Source organism: Bifidobacterium samirii (genome assembly GCF_003952945.1).
Lineage (GTDB): Bacteria > Actinomycetota > Actinomycetes > Actinomycetales > Bifidobacteriaceae > Bifidobacterium > Bifidobacterium samirii.
The window spans coordinates 278,881-297,447 of the sequence record NZ_QXGK01000001.1 but is presented as its reverse complement, the minus strand read 5'-3'; the positions used below and the strand labels follow the sequence as shown (position 1 = coordinate 297,447).

At 66.8% G+C, this 18,567-nt stretch carries 13 protein-coding genes and 1 tRNA gene; 9 read left to right on the top strand and 5 right to left on the bottom strand.

Annotated features, from left to right (window positions below; all coding sequences use genetic code 11):
• Nucleotides 1-406: 406 nt before the first annotated feature.
• Nucleotides 407-497: transfer RNA gene (locus D2E24_RS01250), tRNA-Ser, on the bottom strand.
• A 131-nt stretch (nucleotides 498-628) separates the two neighbouring features.
• Nucleotides 629-1,573: an EamA family transporter gene (locus D2E24_RS01245; protein ID WP_125967486.1), complete on the bottom strand. Its 945-nt coding sequence runs from the start codon at nucleotides 1,571-1,573 to the stop codon at nucleotides 629-631.
• A 567-nt stretch (nucleotides 1,574-2,140) separates the two neighbouring features.
• Here D2E24_RS01245 and D2E24_RS01240 point away from each other — a divergent pair.
• The 6 genes from D2E24_RS01240 to rpsI all read left to right on the top strand — a co-directional run bounded on the left by D2E24_RS01240 (nucleotide 2,141) and on the right by rpsI (nucleotide 8,395).
• On the top strand, nucleotides 2,141-3,394 hold the full coding sequence (locus D2E24_RS01240) for a CapA family protein (RefSeq protein ID WP_420897458.1): 1,254 nt from the start codon (nucleotides 2,141-2,143) through the stop codon (nucleotides 3,392-3,394).
• Between the two features lie 29 nt (nucleotides 3,395-3,423).
• Entirely contained in the window at nucleotides 3,424-4,062 is a 639-nt protein-coding gene (locus tag D2E24_RS01235; RefSeq protein ID WP_125967485.1) for an IMPACT family protein, read from the top strand.
• 9 nt (nucleotides 4,063-4,071) lie between these two features.
• Nucleotides 4,072-4,770 carry an AbrB family transcriptional regulator gene (locus D2E24_RS01230; protein ID WP_241222789.1) on the top strand — a complete coding sequence of 233 codons (699 nt, stop codon included), beginning with the start codon at nucleotides 4,072-4,074 and terminating at the stop codon, nucleotides 4,768-4,770.
• A gap of 181 nt (nucleotides 4,771-4,951) precedes the next feature.
• Nucleotides 4,952-7,117: a 4-alpha-glucanotransferase gene (malQ, locus tag D2E24_RS01225; protein WP_125967484.1), complete on the top strand. Its 2,166-nt coding sequence runs from the start codon at nucleotides 4,952-4,954 to the stop codon at nucleotides 7,115-7,117.
• 315 nt (nucleotides 7,118-7,432) lie between these two features.
• On the top strand, nucleotides 7,433-7,882 hold the full coding sequence (gene rplM, locus D2E24_RS01220) for a 50S ribosomal protein L13 (protein WP_125967483.1): 450 nt from the start codon (nucleotides 7,433-7,435) through the stop codon (nucleotides 7,880-7,882).
• 21 nt (nucleotides 7,883-7,903) lie between these two features.
• A complete protein-coding gene (gene rpsI, locus D2E24_RS01215; RefSeq protein WP_125967482.1) occupies nucleotides 7,904-8,395 on the top strand; it encodes a 30S ribosomal protein S9 in 492 nt (163 codons plus the stop codon).
• Between the two features lie 87 nt (nucleotides 8,396-8,482).
• Here the strand turns inward: rpsI and glgX are convergent, their stop codons facing one another.
• Nucleotides 8,483-11,152 (bottom strand): glycogen debranching protein GlgX, encoded by a 2,670-nt coding sequence (glgX, locus tag D2E24_RS01210; protein WP_125967481.1) that lies wholly within the window; start codon nucleotides 11,150-11,152, stop codon nucleotides 8,483-8,485.
• A 728-nt stretch (nucleotides 11,153-11,880) separates the two neighbouring features.
• Between glgX and D2E24_RS01205 the strand changes: the two genes are divergently transcribed.
• On the top strand, nucleotides 11,881-12,282 hold the full coding sequence (locus D2E24_RS01205) for a VOC family protein (RefSeq protein WP_125967480.1): 402 nt from the start codon (nucleotides 11,881-11,883) through the stop codon (nucleotides 12,280-12,282).
• A gap of 340 nt (nucleotides 12,283-12,622) precedes the next feature.
• On the opposite strand, the gene D2E24_RS01200 is transcribed toward D2E24_RS01205, so the two are convergent.
• The gene (locus tag D2E24_RS01200; RefSeq protein WP_125967479.1) at nucleotides 12,623-13,756 is read right to left on the bottom strand and encodes an ROK family transcriptional regulator; all 1,134 of its coding nucleotides are present in this window, start codon (nucleotides 13,754-13,756) and stop codon (nucleotides 12,623-12,625) included.
• A gap of 406 nt (nucleotides 13,757-14,162) precedes the next feature.
• On the opposite strand from D2E24_RS01200, the gene adhE reads away from it, so the two are divergent.
• The gene (gene adhE, locus D2E24_RS01195) at nucleotides 14,163-16,895 is read left to right on the top strand and encodes a bifunctional acetaldehyde-CoA/alcohol dehydrogenase (protein ID WP_125967478.1); all 2,733 of its coding nucleotides are present in this window, start codon (nucleotides 14,163-14,165) and stop codon (nucleotides 16,893-16,895) included.
• A gap of 125 nt (nucleotides 16,896-17,020) precedes the next feature.
• Here adhE and D2E24_RS01190 read toward each other — a convergent pair whose 3' ends face one another.
• A complete protein-coding gene (locus tag D2E24_RS01190) occupies nucleotides 17,021-17,845 on the bottom strand; it encodes a YwiC-like family protein (RefSeq protein WP_125967477.1) in 825 nt (274 codons plus the stop codon).
• Between the two features lie 406 nt (nucleotides 17,846-18,251).
• Here D2E24_RS01190 and rpsJ point away from each other — a divergent pair, with 406 nt between their 5' ends.
• Nucleotides 18,252-18,560 (top strand): 30S ribosomal protein S10, encoded by a 309-nt coding sequence (gene rpsJ, locus D2E24_RS01185; protein ID WP_003808013.1) that lies wholly within the window; start codon nucleotides 18,252-18,254, stop codon nucleotides 18,558-18,560.
• The last annotated feature ends 7 nt before the right edge of the window (nucleotides 18,561-18,567 follow it).

The window sequence follows — 18,567 nt, the reverse complement described above, 5'->3', positions numbered from 1 at the left end:
CTGCCGCTTCGTCGCCATGCTGATCCTGTCTTCCATAAGACAAGCCAAACAGGACCGATACCGTTCGCGCTCATTCCCGATGAGGCACCACCACACCCTACGCGCTCAAAAAACGTGAGGCACGTCGTCACGGTAAGCGTGCCGTGCATCGTGATATGATTCATATCGCAACCTTCGTTGATCAAAGGCGCAAGCCGGCAATCAACGCAAAGCCCCGATGCTGTCACGTCGGGGCTTTTCTCATACCGGCTCGCGCCGGTCGGCCCCGTCATATCAACGGGGACGCCGCATGTCACGGCGTCGTCGCCCACTATATCAGTACGTCATCCTCCGCATCGGGCCTTTCGGTCCCGCTTTTCGTGAGATTCGCATGAAAAAGGGCTTCCGGAAACCCGGAAGCCCTTGATGGCGGAGTCAGAGGGATTCGAACCCTCGAGCCGCTAAACACGACTAACACCTTAGCAGGGTGCCCCTATCGGCCACTCAGGCATGACTCCGTTGTTTTGCCGCTATGCGGCGCAACAGCATGTAACTGTACCACCTTGTGCGGGACAAAACACCGATACACACCGATATCGGGAAAAATCTTCGTCAGGTCGATGGGGATCATGCCGTCGTCGAAGCCGATTCATCGTGCCGGATTCTTGTCGCCGGAGAACGTGACGACGACGGCGACGATCACGAGCGCCACGCCGACGCACTCCCATGCGGACGGGATCTCGCCGAACGCGAGGCCGATCGCGGTGGCGACGGCCGGGTTGATCGACTGCATCACCGAGAACGCGGCCGACGACGTGCGCCGCATCACGATCTGGTCGGTCAGGTACGGCACGAACGAGGCGAACATCGAGATGAGGAACAGCAGTCCCAGCAGCTTCCACATGCCGCCGGGCGCCGCCGCCCACGTCGCGCCGTCCTTCGGGTGGATGACGTGCATGACGGCGCCCGGCGCGAGGATCAGCGACTGCGCGGCCCAGCCGATGGCGATGCCGACGCACAGGTTGTCGAGCGAATGTCCGCGCGAGGCGACGCGGCGGCCGAGCACGATGTACACGCCCCACATCGACCCGCCGACCAGGATTGCCGCCAAGCCGACCGCGAACCGCGCCGACGCGGCGCCGGTGAGCGATACGCCGGCGAGCAGCACGACGCCGCATGCGGCGATGCCGATGCCGAGCCGTTCGCGCCAGCTGCGCCCGGTGATGACGGCCACGGCGAGCGGTCCCATGAATTCGATGGCCACGGCGATGCCCATGTCCATGTGGGAGATCGCCACGTAGAACATCGTGTTCATCGTCGCCACGGCGAGGCCGCATCCGGCGACGACGGCCCAGTCGCGCGCCCGGTGCGGCAGTCCGGCACGGACGGCGGCGCGCCACGGGCGACGCCACAGGAGCATCATCAGCGTCATGAATCCGACCCGGTACCATACGGCGTACAGCGGGTCGAGCTGGGTGAACGCGACCTTGGCGATCGCGGTGGACAGGTAGATGACGGTCGCCTCGCAGATGACGATGGCGAACACGGGGACGCGGCCGAGCGCGTCGGCGATGACTCTCTTCACGTCGTTCATCCTACGCCGTGCGACGGTTGGCGACGCTCGGCGGCGGGGATGGAAATTTCGGGAAATCGCACCCCGAAGGGTGGAGTCGGAGGTACGCCATTGTCCGTCCGTCTCCGCAGCCCAGTGTATCCCCTGACGGGTGGATTGCACGGCTGGCGTGTCCATGATTTGGAGCGTTTGTATCGGATGCCAGTCAATCGGTTGATGCGAGTCGCGAGTAGGCTGCGGATGCGGCGGCCGGGCACATCGCGCGGTGGCGCGTCGCGCAATTCCCCGCAATTCCCGTCAATCAGTGGGCAATTCATCGACATGTCGTCAACGATTCCGGCCCTCGCCGCGCGCTGCCGCACCCGCGTCACGTCCGTCGCGGAAGGCCCGCCCACGGTAAGCTGGTACGTGAGCATCCAGGCGAAGACAGAGGAGAACGCAATGAGGCGACGCAACACTCCGGGACTGCATGTGAAACGACCCGACCGACGCGACGAGACCGGCGCCGCCACGGCCCGCCGATGGCTGGCGCCCGTCATCCTGCTGCTGGTCCTCCTGCTCGCCATCGGCGGATGGGCGCTCGCCGACATGGCGCACCGCACGTCGGCGGACGGCGGGGGAGCGGCGACATCCGATCAGACGTCGCCGTCCGCGGACGGCGACGCCGCCGACCTGAACCGCGAACAGCAGACCCCCGAGCCCGTCGCCGAACACCACGGCAACTCGCCCGACTGCCCCGACGACGACTGCATCGCCCTCTTCGTCAACGGCGACCTCCTGTTCCATGAGGGCCTGTGGAACCAGTACGCGGTCAACCCCACCGCCACCGACGGCACCGCATTCGACTTCACCAACCTGTTCGAGCCGATGCGCAAGTACATCGACGCGTCCGACCTGGCGATCTGCGAATTCGAGACCCCGATCGCCCAACGCGGCGGCCCGTACGCCGCATGGCCGATCTTCAACATCCCCGCCGAAGTCGCCGACGCGGCCGCCGCCGTCGGCTACGACGCGTGCACGCACGCCAGCAACCATTCATGGGATCAGGGCGCCGACGGCATCGCCCGCCTCTGGGACACGCTCGAAGCGGACGGCATCGCCCAGACCGGCTCGTACAAGACCGAAGCCGACTCGCTCAAGCCGCTCGTCGTCGACTCGCCCACCGGCGGCGGCAAGGTCGGCATCATCGCCGGCACCGTCTCCCTCAACGGCCAGACCGCCGACGCCGACTGGCGCGTCGACCGCCTGCGTGAGGCCGGCGACCCGAACCATCAGGCCGACATCGACCGGGCCGTCGCCAAGGCGCGCGCCGCCCGCGAACAGGGCGCCGACCTCGTCGTCATGGCCATGCACTCCGTCCAGGAATACCTCGACTACGCCGACTCGTGGCAGATCGACGAGGCGCACGAACTCGCCGACACCGGAGAATTCGACCTCATCTTCGGCGCCGGATGCCACTGCGCGCAGCCCATCGAGCAGTACAATGGCACATGGATCATCTATGGTCTGGGCAACGCCGTCACCGAATCCGCCAACACGCCCGACACGATCGTCAACAACCAGGGCGTCACCGCGCGCATCCAATTCGCCGGACGGCAGGGCGAACCCGGCAGCTGGCGCGTCAGCCGCATCGACTGGATCCCCACCGCCAACGAGACCCGCGGCGTCTACCAATGGTGCTCGCTCGCCGCCGACCACCCCGACGGCGTATGCTGGTCCGACGAACGCGACGCGCAGGTCAGACAGCGCATCACCGACGTCATCTACGCGCACGGCGCCGACCCGGGCATCGTGCGCGAATGGGACATCACCGCCGAAACCGCCGCCCGCGCGGCGCAGTGACGTCCGCCGCACCATAGAGAGAGAACCCCTTGCACACCATCCTCGACAGCCCGGAAAACCCCGCCCACGACTCGCTGGTGGAGAAGAAATCCGAATTCATCGGCGACGCCGCCCACATCGACACGCTCGACGAGGCGCTCGCGTTCGTCGAGTCGATCCGCATGATGCACCCCAAGGCTCGCCATGTCGCGTACGCGGCGGTGACCGGCGGCGCCGACGGCACGCTGGCGGAGCGGATGAGCGACGACGGCGAGCCGTCCGGCACCGCCGGCAAGCCGATCCTCGACGTGCTGCGGCAGGGCAGGATGACGGACTGCGTGGTCGCCGTCACCCGCTATTTCGGCGGCATCCTGCTCGGCTCGGGCGGGCTGATCCGCGCGTATTCGTCGGCGGCGTCGCTGGCGGTCGCCGCCGCGTCGAAGGCGGCGATCGTGCCGTGCCGCCGGTATCTGGTGACGCTCGACTACCCGCAGCTTGCCGTGTTCCAGCGGCTGCTCGCGCAGGAGGACGGCGAGGCGTGCGACGAGTCGTATACGGACCGCGTCTCGCTGCTCGCCGTCGTGCCGCAGGAGCATACGGCCGCGTTCGAGGATCGGGTGCGCGAGACGTTCAACGCGGCGGTGACGCCCGAACCGGTGGATATGGTCTCGCGTCCGGTCGCGCTGTAAGGTGGGCGTATGAGCGAAGCTTCCGAAACCACTCCCGATCCGTCCGAGCCCGCCGTCGACGCGCCGGTCGCCGATGATGTCGCGGCGTCCGCCGATGCCGACGCCGCGCCGGAGTCGTTCGAGCCGCTGACCGCCGTCTACGAGCGGCTGCGCCATTCGACCGATGCGGCCGAGCTGTCCGAATTCGCCCGCCGCCCGCTGCCCGACCAGTCCGACCAGGCGGCCTACTCGCGTGCGACCGCACTGCTGGAGGCGGTGGCCGGCAACCCGCATACGCCGCTGGAGGACCGCGTGTTCCTCGGCGAGACGATGCCGTTCCCGAACGTGCTGGTCAAGCTGTCGGTGGACGAGGCGGTCGAGGTCCGTCTGGCCGTGGCCGGCAATCCGGACGTGAAGAACTGGCTGGTGGGCCGCCTGACCAAGGATCCGGTGCCGCAGGTGCGTGACCGGGCGCTGCACAACCGCAACACGTCATGGAAGATGCGCATGGAGGGCGCGCAGAATCCGGAGGTGGACGCCGCCACGCTCGAGTTCCTCAGCCATTTCGGCGTGGACGCGGAGGCTGGCGCCCCGGCGGTGCTCACCGCGATGGTGCGCCGCGCGGTCGCGCTCAACCCGAACACGGACGATGCGACGCTGGCCCGTCTGCGCGACGACGCCGACCCGGCGGTCGCGAGGGCCGCGGCCAGGGCGTCGGCCGGCCGGTAGGGGGCGGGTACGGACCGCCGTCGTCGGCGATGGCGTCTTCGACGACGCCGACGGCGGTCCGCGGTGTCGGCGACCGCCCGCCGACGCCCGCCGGCGATCGCGCCGCGACGTGTCCGCCATTCGTGCATCGCGGGCGTTTTGGCTTGCGTTGCGCGCCACCCGTGGGCATACACTATTACCTATGAACGAGAGAACAGAAAGCGCCGATCGGCTGTCACGCCCGCTCATCCGTCTGGCGAAGCTCGTTGGGGTCGCCACCAGCTACGTGGGTATGAGCGACGACTACCATGAGATCGAAGACGATGTTCTGGTGGCGGTGCTTGCCGCGCTCGGCATCGAGGCCTCCGGCGAGGAGGCCATCAACCGCTCCATGCGCTCGATCCTGGACGAGCGCCATCGCCGTCTGATCCCGCCGACCGTGCTGCACATCGTCGGCCGCGAGGATGCGGTGCGCATCAACACCCCGATCATGATGGTGCCGAAGGCGACCATCACGCTCGAGAACGGCGAACCGTACGAGGGTCGCCTGCAGATGGGGCCGGGCGACGGCGCCCAGGCGTATCTGCTGGACGACCGCTTCATCGCCAACGCGTCGCTGATCCTGCCCGCCGACCTGCCGGCCGGCTACCATACGCTGCGCGTCACCGTCGGCAACCGCACGCAGGAGGCGACGCTGATCAGCGCGCCGGAGCGCGTCAAGCTGCTCGACGGCATGCAGGACGGCCATCTGTGGGGATGGATGGCGCAGCTGTATTCGATCCGCTCCGCCGGATCGTGGGGCGTGGGCGATTACGAGGACCTGCGCCTGCTGCTGACCGACGCCAAGGCGAAGACCGGCGCCGATTTCGTGCTCATCAACCCGGTGCACGCCGCCGAACCGGTGTCGCCGCTGACGCCGTCGCCGTACCTGCCGGTGTCGCGCCGCTTCGTCAACTTCACGTACATCCGCCCCGAGTCGGTCGCCGAATACGAGACGCTCGACCCGGCCGTGCGCGAGCAGGTGCGCGCGCTGCACGCCCACGTCGAACCGCTCAACGGCGACGCACAGGTCATCGACCGCGACGCGATGTGGAAGGCGAAGATGGGCGCGCTGTGGCTGATCTTCAAGTCGCCGCGTTCGGCCGAACGCCAGGCCGCGTTCGACGCGTACAAGGCCGCGCAGGGCGACGAGCTGGAGGCGTACGCCACCTGGTGCCTGTGCTACGACAAGTGGGGCGCGCCCAGCGGCGAGGCCGACAACTGGGAGCGCACGTTCACGAAGCGCTCGCCCGAGGTGAAGGCCCTGCGCGAGCAGTACCCGGACACGCTCGAGTTCTACCGCTGGCTCGAATGGGTGGCGGTCGAGCAGCTGGAGGGCGCGCAGCGCGCGGCCCGCGAGGCCGGCATGCGCATCGGCGTGATGAGCGACATGGCCGTGGGCGTGCACCCGCTGGGCGCCGACGTGTGGTGGAACCCGGAGCGCTTCGCCAAGGGCGCGACCGTGGGCGCCCCGCCGGACATGTTCAACCAGCAGGGCCAGGATTGGAGCCAGCCGCCGCTGAGCCCGATCGACCTGGAGAACACCGGCTACCGCACGTACCGCGACATGGTGCACGGCATGTTCAAGCAGGCCGGCGCCGTGCGCATCGACCATATCCTGGGCCTGTTCCGCCTGTGGTGGATCCCGGACGGCAAGCCGGCCACGCAGGGCACGTACGTGCACTACGACTCGGACGTGATGCTCGCGATCCTGGCGCTCGAGGCGTCGCGCGCCGACGGCGTGGTCGTCGGCGAGGATCTGGGCGTGGTGCCCGACTACGTCGCCGAATCGCTCTCGTCGCATGGTCTGCTGGGCTGCGCGGTCGAATGGTTCGAGCAGTGCGACGGCGTGTTCCGCGAGCCCGCCAAGTGGCGTCCGTACGCGCTTGCCTCGGTCAACACGCACGACCTGCCGCCGGCGGCCGGATACCTGCGTTACGAGCATGTGCGCCTGCGCGAGCAGCTGGGTCTGCTGGCCGGCTCGAAGGAGGAGTTCGAACGCTCCGCCCAGCACGAGCATTTCGCGATGCTCACGATGCTGGTCGACAACGGCTACCTCGACCGCGAGCTGCTCAACGACGAGATCGGCAACGAGCAGGCGATCGTCGAATCGCTGTACCGCGCGCTCAAGGGCTCGCCGTGCAAGCTGCTGGCCGCCTCGATCACCGACGCGGTGGGCGAGCGCCGTGCGCAGAACCAGCCGGGCACGAACAACGAGTATCCGAACTGGCGCATCCCGCTGGCCGACTCCCGCGGCGCGGTCGTGCCGCTGGAGACGCTGTTCGACGGCGCGCGTCTGCAGCGCATCGCCGCCATCATGAACGACTGACGGCCCGTCCGCGGGGCGCCGCCGATGCCGTCGTCGGCGCCGCGGCGGATCCGCCGTCCACGCACGTCCGTGGCCCCCTCCGTCGAGGGGGCCGCTTCGCGTATGCAACACGCCCGCCGCAATGTCAAGGCGGACGATACACTAGTAGATTGTTGTGTTTCCCTAAGGGGTCCTTCAAAGCGCTTTCCCACTCGCCATCGAGGACTTTCAGGGAGCCCACGGATAATGAGGTCGAAGCCTCCCGAACGCGCGCCCCAACCAAGCGCACGCCGGGCAGCCGACACCCGGAACACAATAGTTAGAAAAGGTATATCAGTGAAAACTTTCACTCCGAAGCCAGCTGACCTGACTCACGACTGGTACATCATCGACGCCACCGACGTGGTGCTGGGCCGTCTGTCCACTCAGGCCGCCATCCTGCTGCGCGGCAAGAACAAGCCGACCTTCGCTCCGCACGCCGATTCCGGCAACCACGTGATCATCATCAATGCCGACAAGATCGCTCTGACCGGCAACAAGATGGGCAAGGAGCTGTACTCGCACTCCGGTCGTCCCGGTGGCCTGCGTCGCGATAGCTACGCCGAGCTGCTCGTGAACAACCCGGAGCGCATCATCACGGCCGCCATCAAGGGCATGCTGCCGAAGAACCGTCTGTCCAACGTGCAGATGAACCGCCTCCACGTCGTGCGTGGCGCCGAGCATCCGTACGCCGGCCAGCAGCCGCAGGTCTTCGAGATCGCCCAGGTCTCGCAGCAGGCCAAGTGAACCGAAGGGAGATAGAGAATCATGGCTGAAAACACCAACGACTCCGCGGTTCAGGCGACCGAAGAGGAGCTCACCAGCTACACCACCGAGACCAACGCCGGCGCCGGCACCGGCACCTCCGCGATCGCTCCGGGCTACGGCACCGGCCGTCGCAAGGAGGCCGTCGCCCGTGTCCGTCTGGTTCCGGGCACCGGCAAGTGGACCATCAACGGCCGCACCCTGGAGGAGTACTTCCCGTCCAAGCTGCAGCAGCGTGAGGTCAACTCCCCGATCGTCCTGCTGAAGCTCGAGGGCAAGTTCGACGTGATCGTGCTCGTCGACGGCGGCGGCACCACCGGCCAGGCCGGCGCCATCCGCCTGGGCGTGTCCCGCGCGCTGAACGCGATCGACCGCGAAGCCAACCGCGCCACCCTGAAGAAGGCTGGCTTCCTGACCCGCGACGCCCGCGTCGTGGAGCGCAAGAAGGCCGGTCTGCACAAGGCTCGCCGCGCTCCGCAGTTCTCGAAGCGCTAAAGTCTTACGGCTTTACGGAAGGCCCTCGCACCTGTGTGGTGCGAGGGCCTTCCTCGTTTTTGCGGGGTTCTCCTCCGACTCGCGAGGCTACTGGATCTGGCGCATCACGCTGATGGTGAGCGCGGGGAACGTCCACAGGTCCAGGTCGGCGGCGGCGATGCCGGCGTCGGTACCGGAGCCGGCGGCGGCCGCTGCGCCGGCATGCGGCCGGTCGTCGCCGTCCGCGTCGCCGTCGTCCAATGCGTCGCTGATGTTGAGGATCGCGTTGTCGTCGTGGATCATCGCCGGGCCGTAGTTGCCGGGGACGGTGGTGACGTGCGGGTCGTCGGATCCGTCGGGCGTGCCGGGCGCGTCGGTGCCGGCGACCTCGTCGCGCGGCCGGTCGAGCTTGGATTCGGCGGCGAGCTTCGACTGGACCATGTCGACGAGACGGCTGATCGGATCGTCGTCGTGCACGGCGGTCGTCCAGTTCGCGTCGTTGAAATCCTGCCGGTGCATACGCTCGGGGAACAGGCCGCGCGCCGGCCGCAGCCCGGTGACGACGCCGGAGCTCCACTCGCACTGCCATTCCGCGTCGGACGGCAGCCGGTACTGCTTGTCGTCGTTGACGCCGTTGACGACGATGAGGATGTCGGACGCGTCGTTCTCCTGCGACAGCAGGCGCATCGTGAACGAGCGCACGCCGGTGTCGAACCAGTCGCGCTCCATCGGCGTGGTGCCGTCGGGCAGATACCATTGCACGCGGCTGGACGGCTTGAACAGGCCCAGCTGCGTGAGTCGGGTGAAGAACTCCTCGTGGTGGTACAGGTCGAGCGACTTGCGGATCGAGATGAGGCGCGAGACGGTCTCCAGGCGACGCATCTGCGGGGTCTTGCCGGTCTGGTACAGCCAGTCCCAGTCGAGCCAGGTGATGGCGTTGTCCTGTGAGTACGCGTTGTTGTTGCCCTGCTGGGAGTTGCAGAACTCGTCGCCGGCGAGCATCATCGGCGTGCCGAGCGAGAGCATGAGCGTGCCGAGCATGTTCATCGCGGCGCGTTCGCGGTCGCGCGTGACGACCGGGTCGGACGTGTCGCCCTCGACGCCGAAGTTGGCCGAATGGTTGGTGTTCGACCCGTCCCGGTTGTTCTCGCCGTTGGCCTCGTTGTGCTTGGTGTTGTAGCGGGTCAGGTCGGTGAGCGTGAACCCGTCGTGGCACGACACGTAGTTGACGGACGCGACGCATCCGCGCCCGGGTTCGGTGGCGAACAGGTCGGCCGAGCCGCACAGGCGCGTGGCCATCTCTTGCATGCCGATCTCGCAGCGTGCGCCCGGCTGCGTGTCGGTGAGCCAGAAGCGCCGGGTCGTGTCGCGGAACCGGTCGTTCCATTCGCTGAACGGCATGCCGAATCCGCCGGTGCGCCATCCCTGCGGGCCCAGATCCCACGGTTCCATGATGAGCTTGAGGTTGCCCAGCAGCAGGTCGCTTCGCAGCGCGTACAGGAACGGGTGATGCTTGGTGAAGTCGCCGTCGAGACGGGCGAGCGAGGCGGCCAGGTCGAAGCGGAAGCCGTCGATGCCGATGCGCTTGGCCCAGTAGCGCAGCGAATCCACGGCGAACGTCACCACATGCGTGTTGGTGAAGTCGAACGTGTTGCCGCAGCCGGTGGTGTCCTCGAGCTTGCCCGCGTTGTCGTGCTGGCGGCGGTAGTAGGACACGTCGTCGAGTCCCTTCCAGCACACCGACGGGCCTTCGACGCCGCCCTCGCACGAATGGTTGTACACGACGTCCATGATGACCTCGAAGCCGGCCTCGTGCAGGGCGCGCACCATGTCGATGACCTCGTCGCGCACGCCGCGGGCGCCCTTGTCGCGCGCCGCCTGCGTGGCGTACGAGGGTTCGGGGGAGAAGTAGCCGAGCGTCGAATAGCCCCAGTAGTTGTGGCGGCCGCGTTCGGTGAGGAACAGCTCGTCCTGCTTGGCCTGGATGGGCAGCAGTTCGATGGACGTGACGCCCAGTCCCTGCAGGTAGGCGAGGGTGATTGGGTGCGCGAGGCCCGCGTATGTGCCGCGCAGCTCCTCGGGCAGCCAGGGCGCGTTCTTGGTGAAGCCCTTGACGTGCAGCTCGTAGAGCACGGTCTTGCTCCACGGCACGTGCGGATGCGACGGGTCGGCGTCGTGCTTGGTCTCGTCGCGGTCGTCGATGGCGACCGACAGCGGCACCTTGCCGAGCGCGTCGACGGTGCTCATCTCGCCGTACGCGTTGCCGGTGACCCGGTGGTCGGGGCCGATCTCGCACCGGTACGAGAAGGCGGCCGGGTCGAGCTGCATCGAGCCGTCGATGCCCTTGCCGTACGGGTCGAGCAGCAGCTTGTACGGGTTGAACCGCAGGCCCTTCTTCGGGTCCCAGGCGCCGTCGACGCGGTACGCGTAGCGCATGCCGTCCCACGCCTTGGGCAGATGCACGTACCACAGGCCGTAGTTGGGGCCCTCCATACGGAACAGGGTCTCGCGCACGTACATCGATTCGATGATGCGCGTGCACACCGGGTGCGCGTGGATTTCGTTGATGAACGGCGTGGCCGAGTCCTCGAAGATGCGGATCGCGTCGTTGAAGAACGCGGTGGGCTGGTCGACGGGCTCGTAGACGCACAGCCACACCTGGTCGGCGGTTTCGGACCGCACGACGGCGTCGGCGCCGCCGTCCTCGGTGAAGTACAGCCCCGGCCTCGTCGCATAGCGGTGCGGGATCGCATACCGCTGGGGGATCGCTTGTTTCATGATGCCCATTGTACGGTCGCCGCGCGCGCCAATCCCGGTTCCGTCCGCATCCCCGACGGCCGTTTCTTCCTCATGCCTGCATCCCGCGTCGCCGTTCGTATGGGACCGGCCGATTCCGTACGGATTGCGACGCTGTTCCCGCGTGTTGCGTCGCCGTTCGCGTATGTGATGGGACCGTTCCTGTACCGATTGCGACGCTACGGCCGCGTCCCGCGTCGTTATCCGCACACGATGGACCGATTCTGTACAGGTTGCGACGAGGACACCCCTGTTCGCGTCGCCGTTCGTATGTGATGGGACCGTTCCTGTACCGATTGCGACGCTACGGCCGCGTCCCGCGTCGTTATCCGCACACGATGGACCGATTCTGTACAGGTTGCGACGAGGACACCCCTGTTCGCGTCGCCGTTCGTACGTGCCGGACCATTTCCATACGGATTGCGACGCTGCGGCCGCGTTTTGCGTCGCGATTCGTATGGGTTGGGCCGGTCCGCTGTGGATTGCGACGTAATTCGTATGTGATGACCCATCCCCATGCGGATTGCGACGCTGCAGTCGTGTGTTGCGTCGTTATCCGCACATGATGGACCGTTCCTGTACAGGATGCGACGCTGCGGCCGTGTGTTGCGTCGCCGTTCGTATGCGACGGTCGGTTCGTGTGCGGATCGCGACGCCGACGGCTACGCTGGGATGCGTATCCGCGACGGTCCACGACGAAGGAGGATCCCATGACCGCACCGATGACCGCGTTCACCACCGACCTGCAGCATTCGGGCATGATCGCCCGCGACCTCGACGAGACGATCGCGTTCTACGTCGACAAGCTCGGCTTCGAGCTGGTGGGCGTCTACCCGAACGGGGAGAACCGGTGCGCGTTCCTGCGCTACGGTCATCTGACGATCGAGACGTGGGAGGGCGAGGAGGCGCCGATGGCCGCCGGCGCGATCAACCACTGGGCATTCGACACCCCGGACATCGAGGCCGCGTGGGAGAACGCGAAGGCGTTGGGGTTGGAGACGCGCGAGAGCGAGATCCAGTCGATTCCGACGTTCTGGGACAAGGGCATCCGCTACTTCAACGTGTTCGGCCCCAACCGCGAGACGATTGAGTTCTGCCAGATCGTCAAGTAACGGTCCCATACGTCCCGTCCACGTCGCCGTTCGTATGTGATGGGCCGGTCGATTACGAATCACGACGCAGAAAGCCCGTGTCACGTCGCAACCTGTATGCGGAAGCTGTTCCCGATGCGGATTGCGACGCTGGGGACGTGTGTTGCGTCGCCGTTCGTATGGGATGGGCCAGTTCTGTGCGAATAACGACGCTATGGGGATGAATTGCGTCGTTATTCGTATGAGACCGTCAATTCTCATGCGGATTGCGACGCTGGGGACGCGTGTTGCGTCGCAATCGGTATGGGATGGCCCGGGGCCGGTCACGGATTGCGACGCAACCGGCCGGCCGTGCCGGCGTTCAGTCGCCGAGCAGGTCGCGCAGATACGGTCCGATGAGCGTGAGCGCGGCGCCGACGACGTCCTGTCCCTCGAGTCCGAGCCCCTTGCGCAGCGTGAACCGGTCGGTTCCGTACGGCGTGCGGGCCTCTACGCGCGCACGCAGCGCGGCGATGTCCTCGTCGACGAGGTACTGAGCCGCCTCGCCGCCCACGACCACGTCGCCGGCGACCACGGTGCGTGCGTTGACGATCGCCTGCGCGATGTGGTCGAGCCATTCGTTCATGCGCTCGCGGTGGTGCGTCTCGCCCTGTTCGAGCACGCTGAAGAAGCCGGGGATGCTCTCGTAGTCCTCGGGCAGCGTCTCGGGCGAGCAGTACGCGTCGACGCAGCCGCGCTGCCCGCAGTAGCAGGCGCGTCCGCCGGGCATGAGCGTCATGTGTTCGATGCCCCCGTTGCAGCGGTTGGGTCCCTGTCGCAGCCGCCCGTCGATGACGAGCGCGCCGCCGACGCGCCGGTCGAGGTAGAGGCAGACCGCGTCGCGCAGGTCGCGGTCGAACCACAGTTCGGCGGTCGCGTCGGCGTCGGCGGCGTGGATCATCGTCGCCGGATGATGCACGTTCTGGGCGAGCGTGGCGAGCGTCAGTCCGGTGTTGCCCATGATGGGACCGAACGCGACGGATAAGCCGTCGGGGGCGACGATGCCCTGCACGACGAACGCGACGCCGAGCACGACGCGCCCGTCGCGCTCCTGCTCGGCGGCGACCTCGTCGACGAGCGCGCCGGCCCGCTGGTAGTAGGCGTTGTCGTTGCGGTAGACGGTGGTCCGGTCGACGCGCGCGACGACCGACCCGTACAGGTCGACGGCGCACACGGTCAGTTCGGTGGGGCGCATGGCCACGCCGATGGCGACGTGGGATGCGGACGCGAACGCGTAGGTGCGCGCCTTGCGGCCGCCGGTCGACGCCGCCTCCCCGTCGCAGGTGACGAGCCGGTCGTCCTCGAGTTCACGCAGTCGCGCGCCGATGGTGGGCAGGCTCAGCCCCAGCGTCTGCTGCAGATCGCGTTTGGTGGCGCGCCGGTTCGCGTACAGGTGCCGCAGGATGATGCGCGCGCTGTCGTGACGTGCGTCGGCTGCCGGTGTGGTGGTCGTCATCGTCCTCTCCCGCCTGATAAGGCCGTTTTCGATGATTATCATACCACTTTTGCAAAGTCGCTTTATGTATTTGGGTAGTATCTTTTTTCTTTTGATAAATGACTTTGCAAAAGAGTGGGAGATGAGACCGGTTCTAGGGTGTGAGAAAACGGTCGAAAGTGAACAAAACCCCTCAAAATCGACGTATTTGGCGTCGAAATCACGGCAAAGCGAACGGTTTTGCACAAAAATGGCACAAGACATCACATGAAACGCCGGGGGAAATGTGCGCATGCGGGGCGCAACGTCATCGGGTAGATTGTGACGCAGGCCACATCGCGCGGGTATGATCCCGCAGCGGGCCGCACAATGTCCGCTCCGCGCGGGCGGAACACCCAATTTGCTACACGCAAGTCGAGGAGGATTCATGGCAGAAGCAAAGAAGGTCGAAGCTCCGACCAAGCCGACCCCCGAAGAGAAGCAGGCCGCGGCCGAGGCCGAGGTCGACGCCCTCGTCAACAAGGGTCTGAAGGCTCTGGCGGAGTTCGAGAAGCTCGATCAGAAGCAGGTCGACCGCATCGTCGCCAAGGCTTCGGTCGCCGCGCTGAACAAGCACCTCGTGCTCGCGAAGATGGCCGTCGACGAGACCGGCCGTGGTCTGGTCGAGGACAAGGCCACCAAGAACATCTTCGCCTGCGAGCACGTCACCAACTACCTGGCCGGCCAGAAGACCGTCGGCATCATCCGCGAGGACGACGTGATGGGCATCGACGAGATCGCCGAGCCGGTCGGCGTCGTCGCCGGCGTCACCCCGGTCACCAACCCGACCTCCACCGCGATCTTCAAGTGCCTCATCGCCCTGAAGACCCGCTGTCCGATCGTGTTCGGCTTCCACCCGGGCGCCCAGAAGTGCTCCGCCGAGGCCGCGCGCATCGTGCGCGACGCCGCCATCGAGGCCGGCGCCCCGGAGAACTGCATCCAGTGGATCGAGCATCCGTCCATCGAGGCCACCGGCGCGCTGATGAAGCACCCGGGCATCGCCACCATCCTGGCCACCGGCGGTCCGGGCATGGTCAAGGCCGCCTACTCCTCGGGCAAGCCGGCCCTGGGCGTGGGCGCGGGCAACGCCCCGGCGTACATCGACAAGGACGTCGACGTCGTGCGCGTGGCCAACGACCTCATCCTGTCCAAGCACTTCGACTACGGCATGATCTGCGCCACCGAGCAGGCCATCATCGCCGACAAGGACGTCTACGCGCGTCTGGTCAAGGAGCTCAAGCGCCGCAAGGCCTACTTCGTGAACGCCGAGGAGAAGGCGAAGCTCGAGCAGTACATGTTCGGCTGCACCGCCGGCTCCGGCCAGAAGCCGGTCCTCAACTCCGTGGTGCCGGGCAAGTCCCCGCAGTTCATCGCCAAGGCCGCCGGCTTCGAGATCCCGGCCGACGCGACCATCCTGGCCGCCGAGTGCAAGGAGGTCTCCGACGACGAGCCGCTGACCCACGAGAAGCTCGCCCCGGTCCACGCCGTGCTCAAGTCCGACAACAAGGAGCAGGCGTTCGAGATGTGCGAGGCCATGCTCAAGCTGGGCGCCGGCCACACCGCCGCCATCCACACCAACAACCAGGAGCTCGTGCGCGAGTACGGCAAGCGCATGCACGCCTGCCGCATCATCTGGAACTCCCCGTCCTCGCTGGGCGGCGTCGGCGACATCTACAACTCGATCGCCCCGTCGCTGACCCTGGGCTGCGGCTCCTACGGCGGCAACTCCGTCTCCGGCAACGTGCAGGCCGTGAACCTGATCAACATCAAGCGCATCGCTCGGAGGAACAACAACATGCAGTGGTTCAAGATCCCGGCCAAGACCTACTTCGAGCCGAACGCGATCAAGTACCTGCGCGACATGGAGGGCATCGAGCGCGCCGTCATCGTGTGCGACCGCGTCATGGAGCAGCTGGGCATCATCGACAAGGTCATCGACCAGCTGCGTGCCCGCGCCAACAACGTCACCTTCCGCATCATCGACTACGTCGAGCCGGAGCCGTCCGTCGAGACCGTCGAGAAGGGCGCGGAGATGATGCGCGAGGAGTTCGAGCCCGACACGATCATCGCGGTCGGCGGCGGCTCCCCGATGGATGCGGCCAAGATCATGTGGCTGCTCTACGAGCACCCGGAGATCTCCTTCTCCGACGTGCGCGAGAAGTTCTTCGACATCCGCAAGCGCGCGTTCAAGATCCCGCCGCTGGGCTCCAAGGCCAAGCTGGTGTGCGTGCCGACCTCGTCCGGCACCGGCTCCGAGGTCACGCCGTTCGCCGTGATCACCGACCACAAGACCGGCTACAAGTACCCGATCACCGACTACGCGCTCACCCCGTCCGTCGCCATCGTCGACCCGGTCCTGGCCCGCACCCAGCCGCGTCGCCTGGCCTCCGACGCCGGCTTCGACGCCCTGACCCACAGCTTCGAGGCCTACGTGTCCGTCTACGCCAACGACTTCACCGACGGCATGGCGCTGCACGCGGCCAAGCTGATCTGGAACAACCTGGCCGAGTCCGTCAACGGCGAGCCGGGCCTGGAGAAGACGCAGGCGCAGGAGAAGATGCACAACGCCGCCACCATGGCCGGCATGGCCTTCGGCTCCGCGTTCCTGGGCATGTGCCACGGCATGAGCCACACCATCGGCGCCCTGTGCCACATCGCCCACGGCCGCACCAACTCCATCCTGCTGCCGTACGTGATCCGCTACAACGGCCAGGTGCCGGAGGAGCCGACCTCGTGGCCGAAGTACAACAAGTACATCGCCGACGAGCGCTACCGCGAGCTGGCCATCAACCTCGGCGTCGACCCGGGCAAGACCCCGGCGGAGGCCGTCGAGAACCTGGCCAAGGCCGTCGAGGACTACCGCGACAACAAGCTCGGCATGAACAAGTCCTTCCAGGACTGCGGCGTGGACGAGGACTACTTCTGGAGCGTGCTCGACCAGATCGGCATGCGCGCCTACGAGGACCAGTGCGCCCCGGCGAACCCGCGCATCCCGCAGATCGAGGACATGAAGGACATCGCCATCGCCGCGTACTACGGCGTGTCCCAGGCCGAGGGCCATCGCCTGCGCGTCGAGCGCGAGGGCGAGGCCGCCACGGAGGAAGCCTCCGAGCGCATCTGAGCCTGACATCCGGAACCTCGCTTCCGGATAGGTCCGCATAGAGAAGGAGCCCGACCCCATCAGGGGCCGGGCTCCTTCGCTATGTCCATTTCTATGCAGGACGGAACCGGGCCGTCCGACACCGCCTAGAACGTCATGACGACCGCGGCGAACGCCAGCAGACTCGACACGATCTCGACGACGCCGGCGACGATCGGCTTCAGCCGCCGGCGCCGGGCGATCAGCGGCAGCGCGACCGCGCGCGCCAGCAGCCAGACGCACAGGATCAGCGGCATCACGAACGGCCGGCCGAATCCCAGCACGGCCCACAGGACGGCCGCCACGGCCAGCAGCGCCGCATGCCAGCCCCACGAGGCGAGCAGATACGCGCGCTTGCCGCGCTCCCGGATCATCGTCTTGACGAACAGCACCGAACCGAACTGGACGAGCAGGAACGTGACGGCCGCCGGCGGACCTCCGTTGACGAGGGCCGGATGCGCGGCGCTGGCCGCCCGGCTGCCGAACGAGGCGACGACCATCGCCATCGAGCAGGCGGCGACGACCGCGACCGCATTGCCCCACAGCGTGCGTTCGCGGCGCAGCCACGCCGCCGCGAACGACAGCGCCGCCAGCACGGCGTACAGCGGCGCCCACCACAGCACGGTCGGATGCATGATCAGGAACGGCAGCCCGACGACGACGAGGGCCGCCGCGTACGTCGCCGCCGGCGGCAGGTAGCGGCGCGCGAAGCGCGACGTGAGCCATCGGGAGGCGGTGAACTGGACGCAGTAGCACAGCGTCCATGCGACGAGCAGCCAGAGCGTCGTGAGGTTCGGTCCGCCGACGATCATGCCGGCCAGCGCGGGGGAGAGCGCCATCATCCATGCGCCGGGCTGGTCGGGGATCCAGTCGCGGGCCGTCGTCGGCCTCGCGCCGGTGCGGGTGGTCTGCGTATGCGGTGATGAGGTCATGCCGCCTACGATAGGGGAGCGTCCGCGGACGCGCCAGAGTTATCTCCGACGGTCGGACGCGGGTCGCCGGATCGCCGATGACGGGACCGCCGGTGCGAGCCCGCAGACCGGCCGAAGTCCGGCCGCAGTCCTGCCCACGGAGCGCGACACGCCCGGAGTCCCTAAGGGTAGGGCGGGTGGTTTAATGAAGCAGTTGCCTGATTTAGGGCTCGCAAATTGGAATCAAAAAAGCGAGCGCAGGACATGGATCCATGAGAGTGGGTGCTTGGATGCCTGCGCACTGATGTGGCTCGGCCACGAGGTCACCTCGCCAGAGGTGGGTCTTCGTGCGGCCGACCTCGCCGGTGCCCTTTGATGAATACAGGTTGGTAAACAGTACACGAATCGCTAGAAAGGGCGGAAGGCAATGGCGGGACAGAAAATCCGCATCAGGCTTAAGTCCTATGACCACGAGGTCATCGACCAATCGGCGAAGAAGATCGTCGAAACGGTGACGAACGCGGGCGCAACTGTGGTTGGCCCGGTTCCGCTCCCGACCGAGAAGAACGTGTTCGTCGTTATCCGTTCTCCTCACAAGTACAAGGATTCCCGCGAGCATTTCGAGATGCGCACCCACAAGCGTCTCATCGACATCGTGGACCCGACCCCCAAGGCCGTGGACTCCCTGATGCACATTGATCTGCCGGCGGACGTCAACATCGAGATCAAGCTGTAAGGGAGGA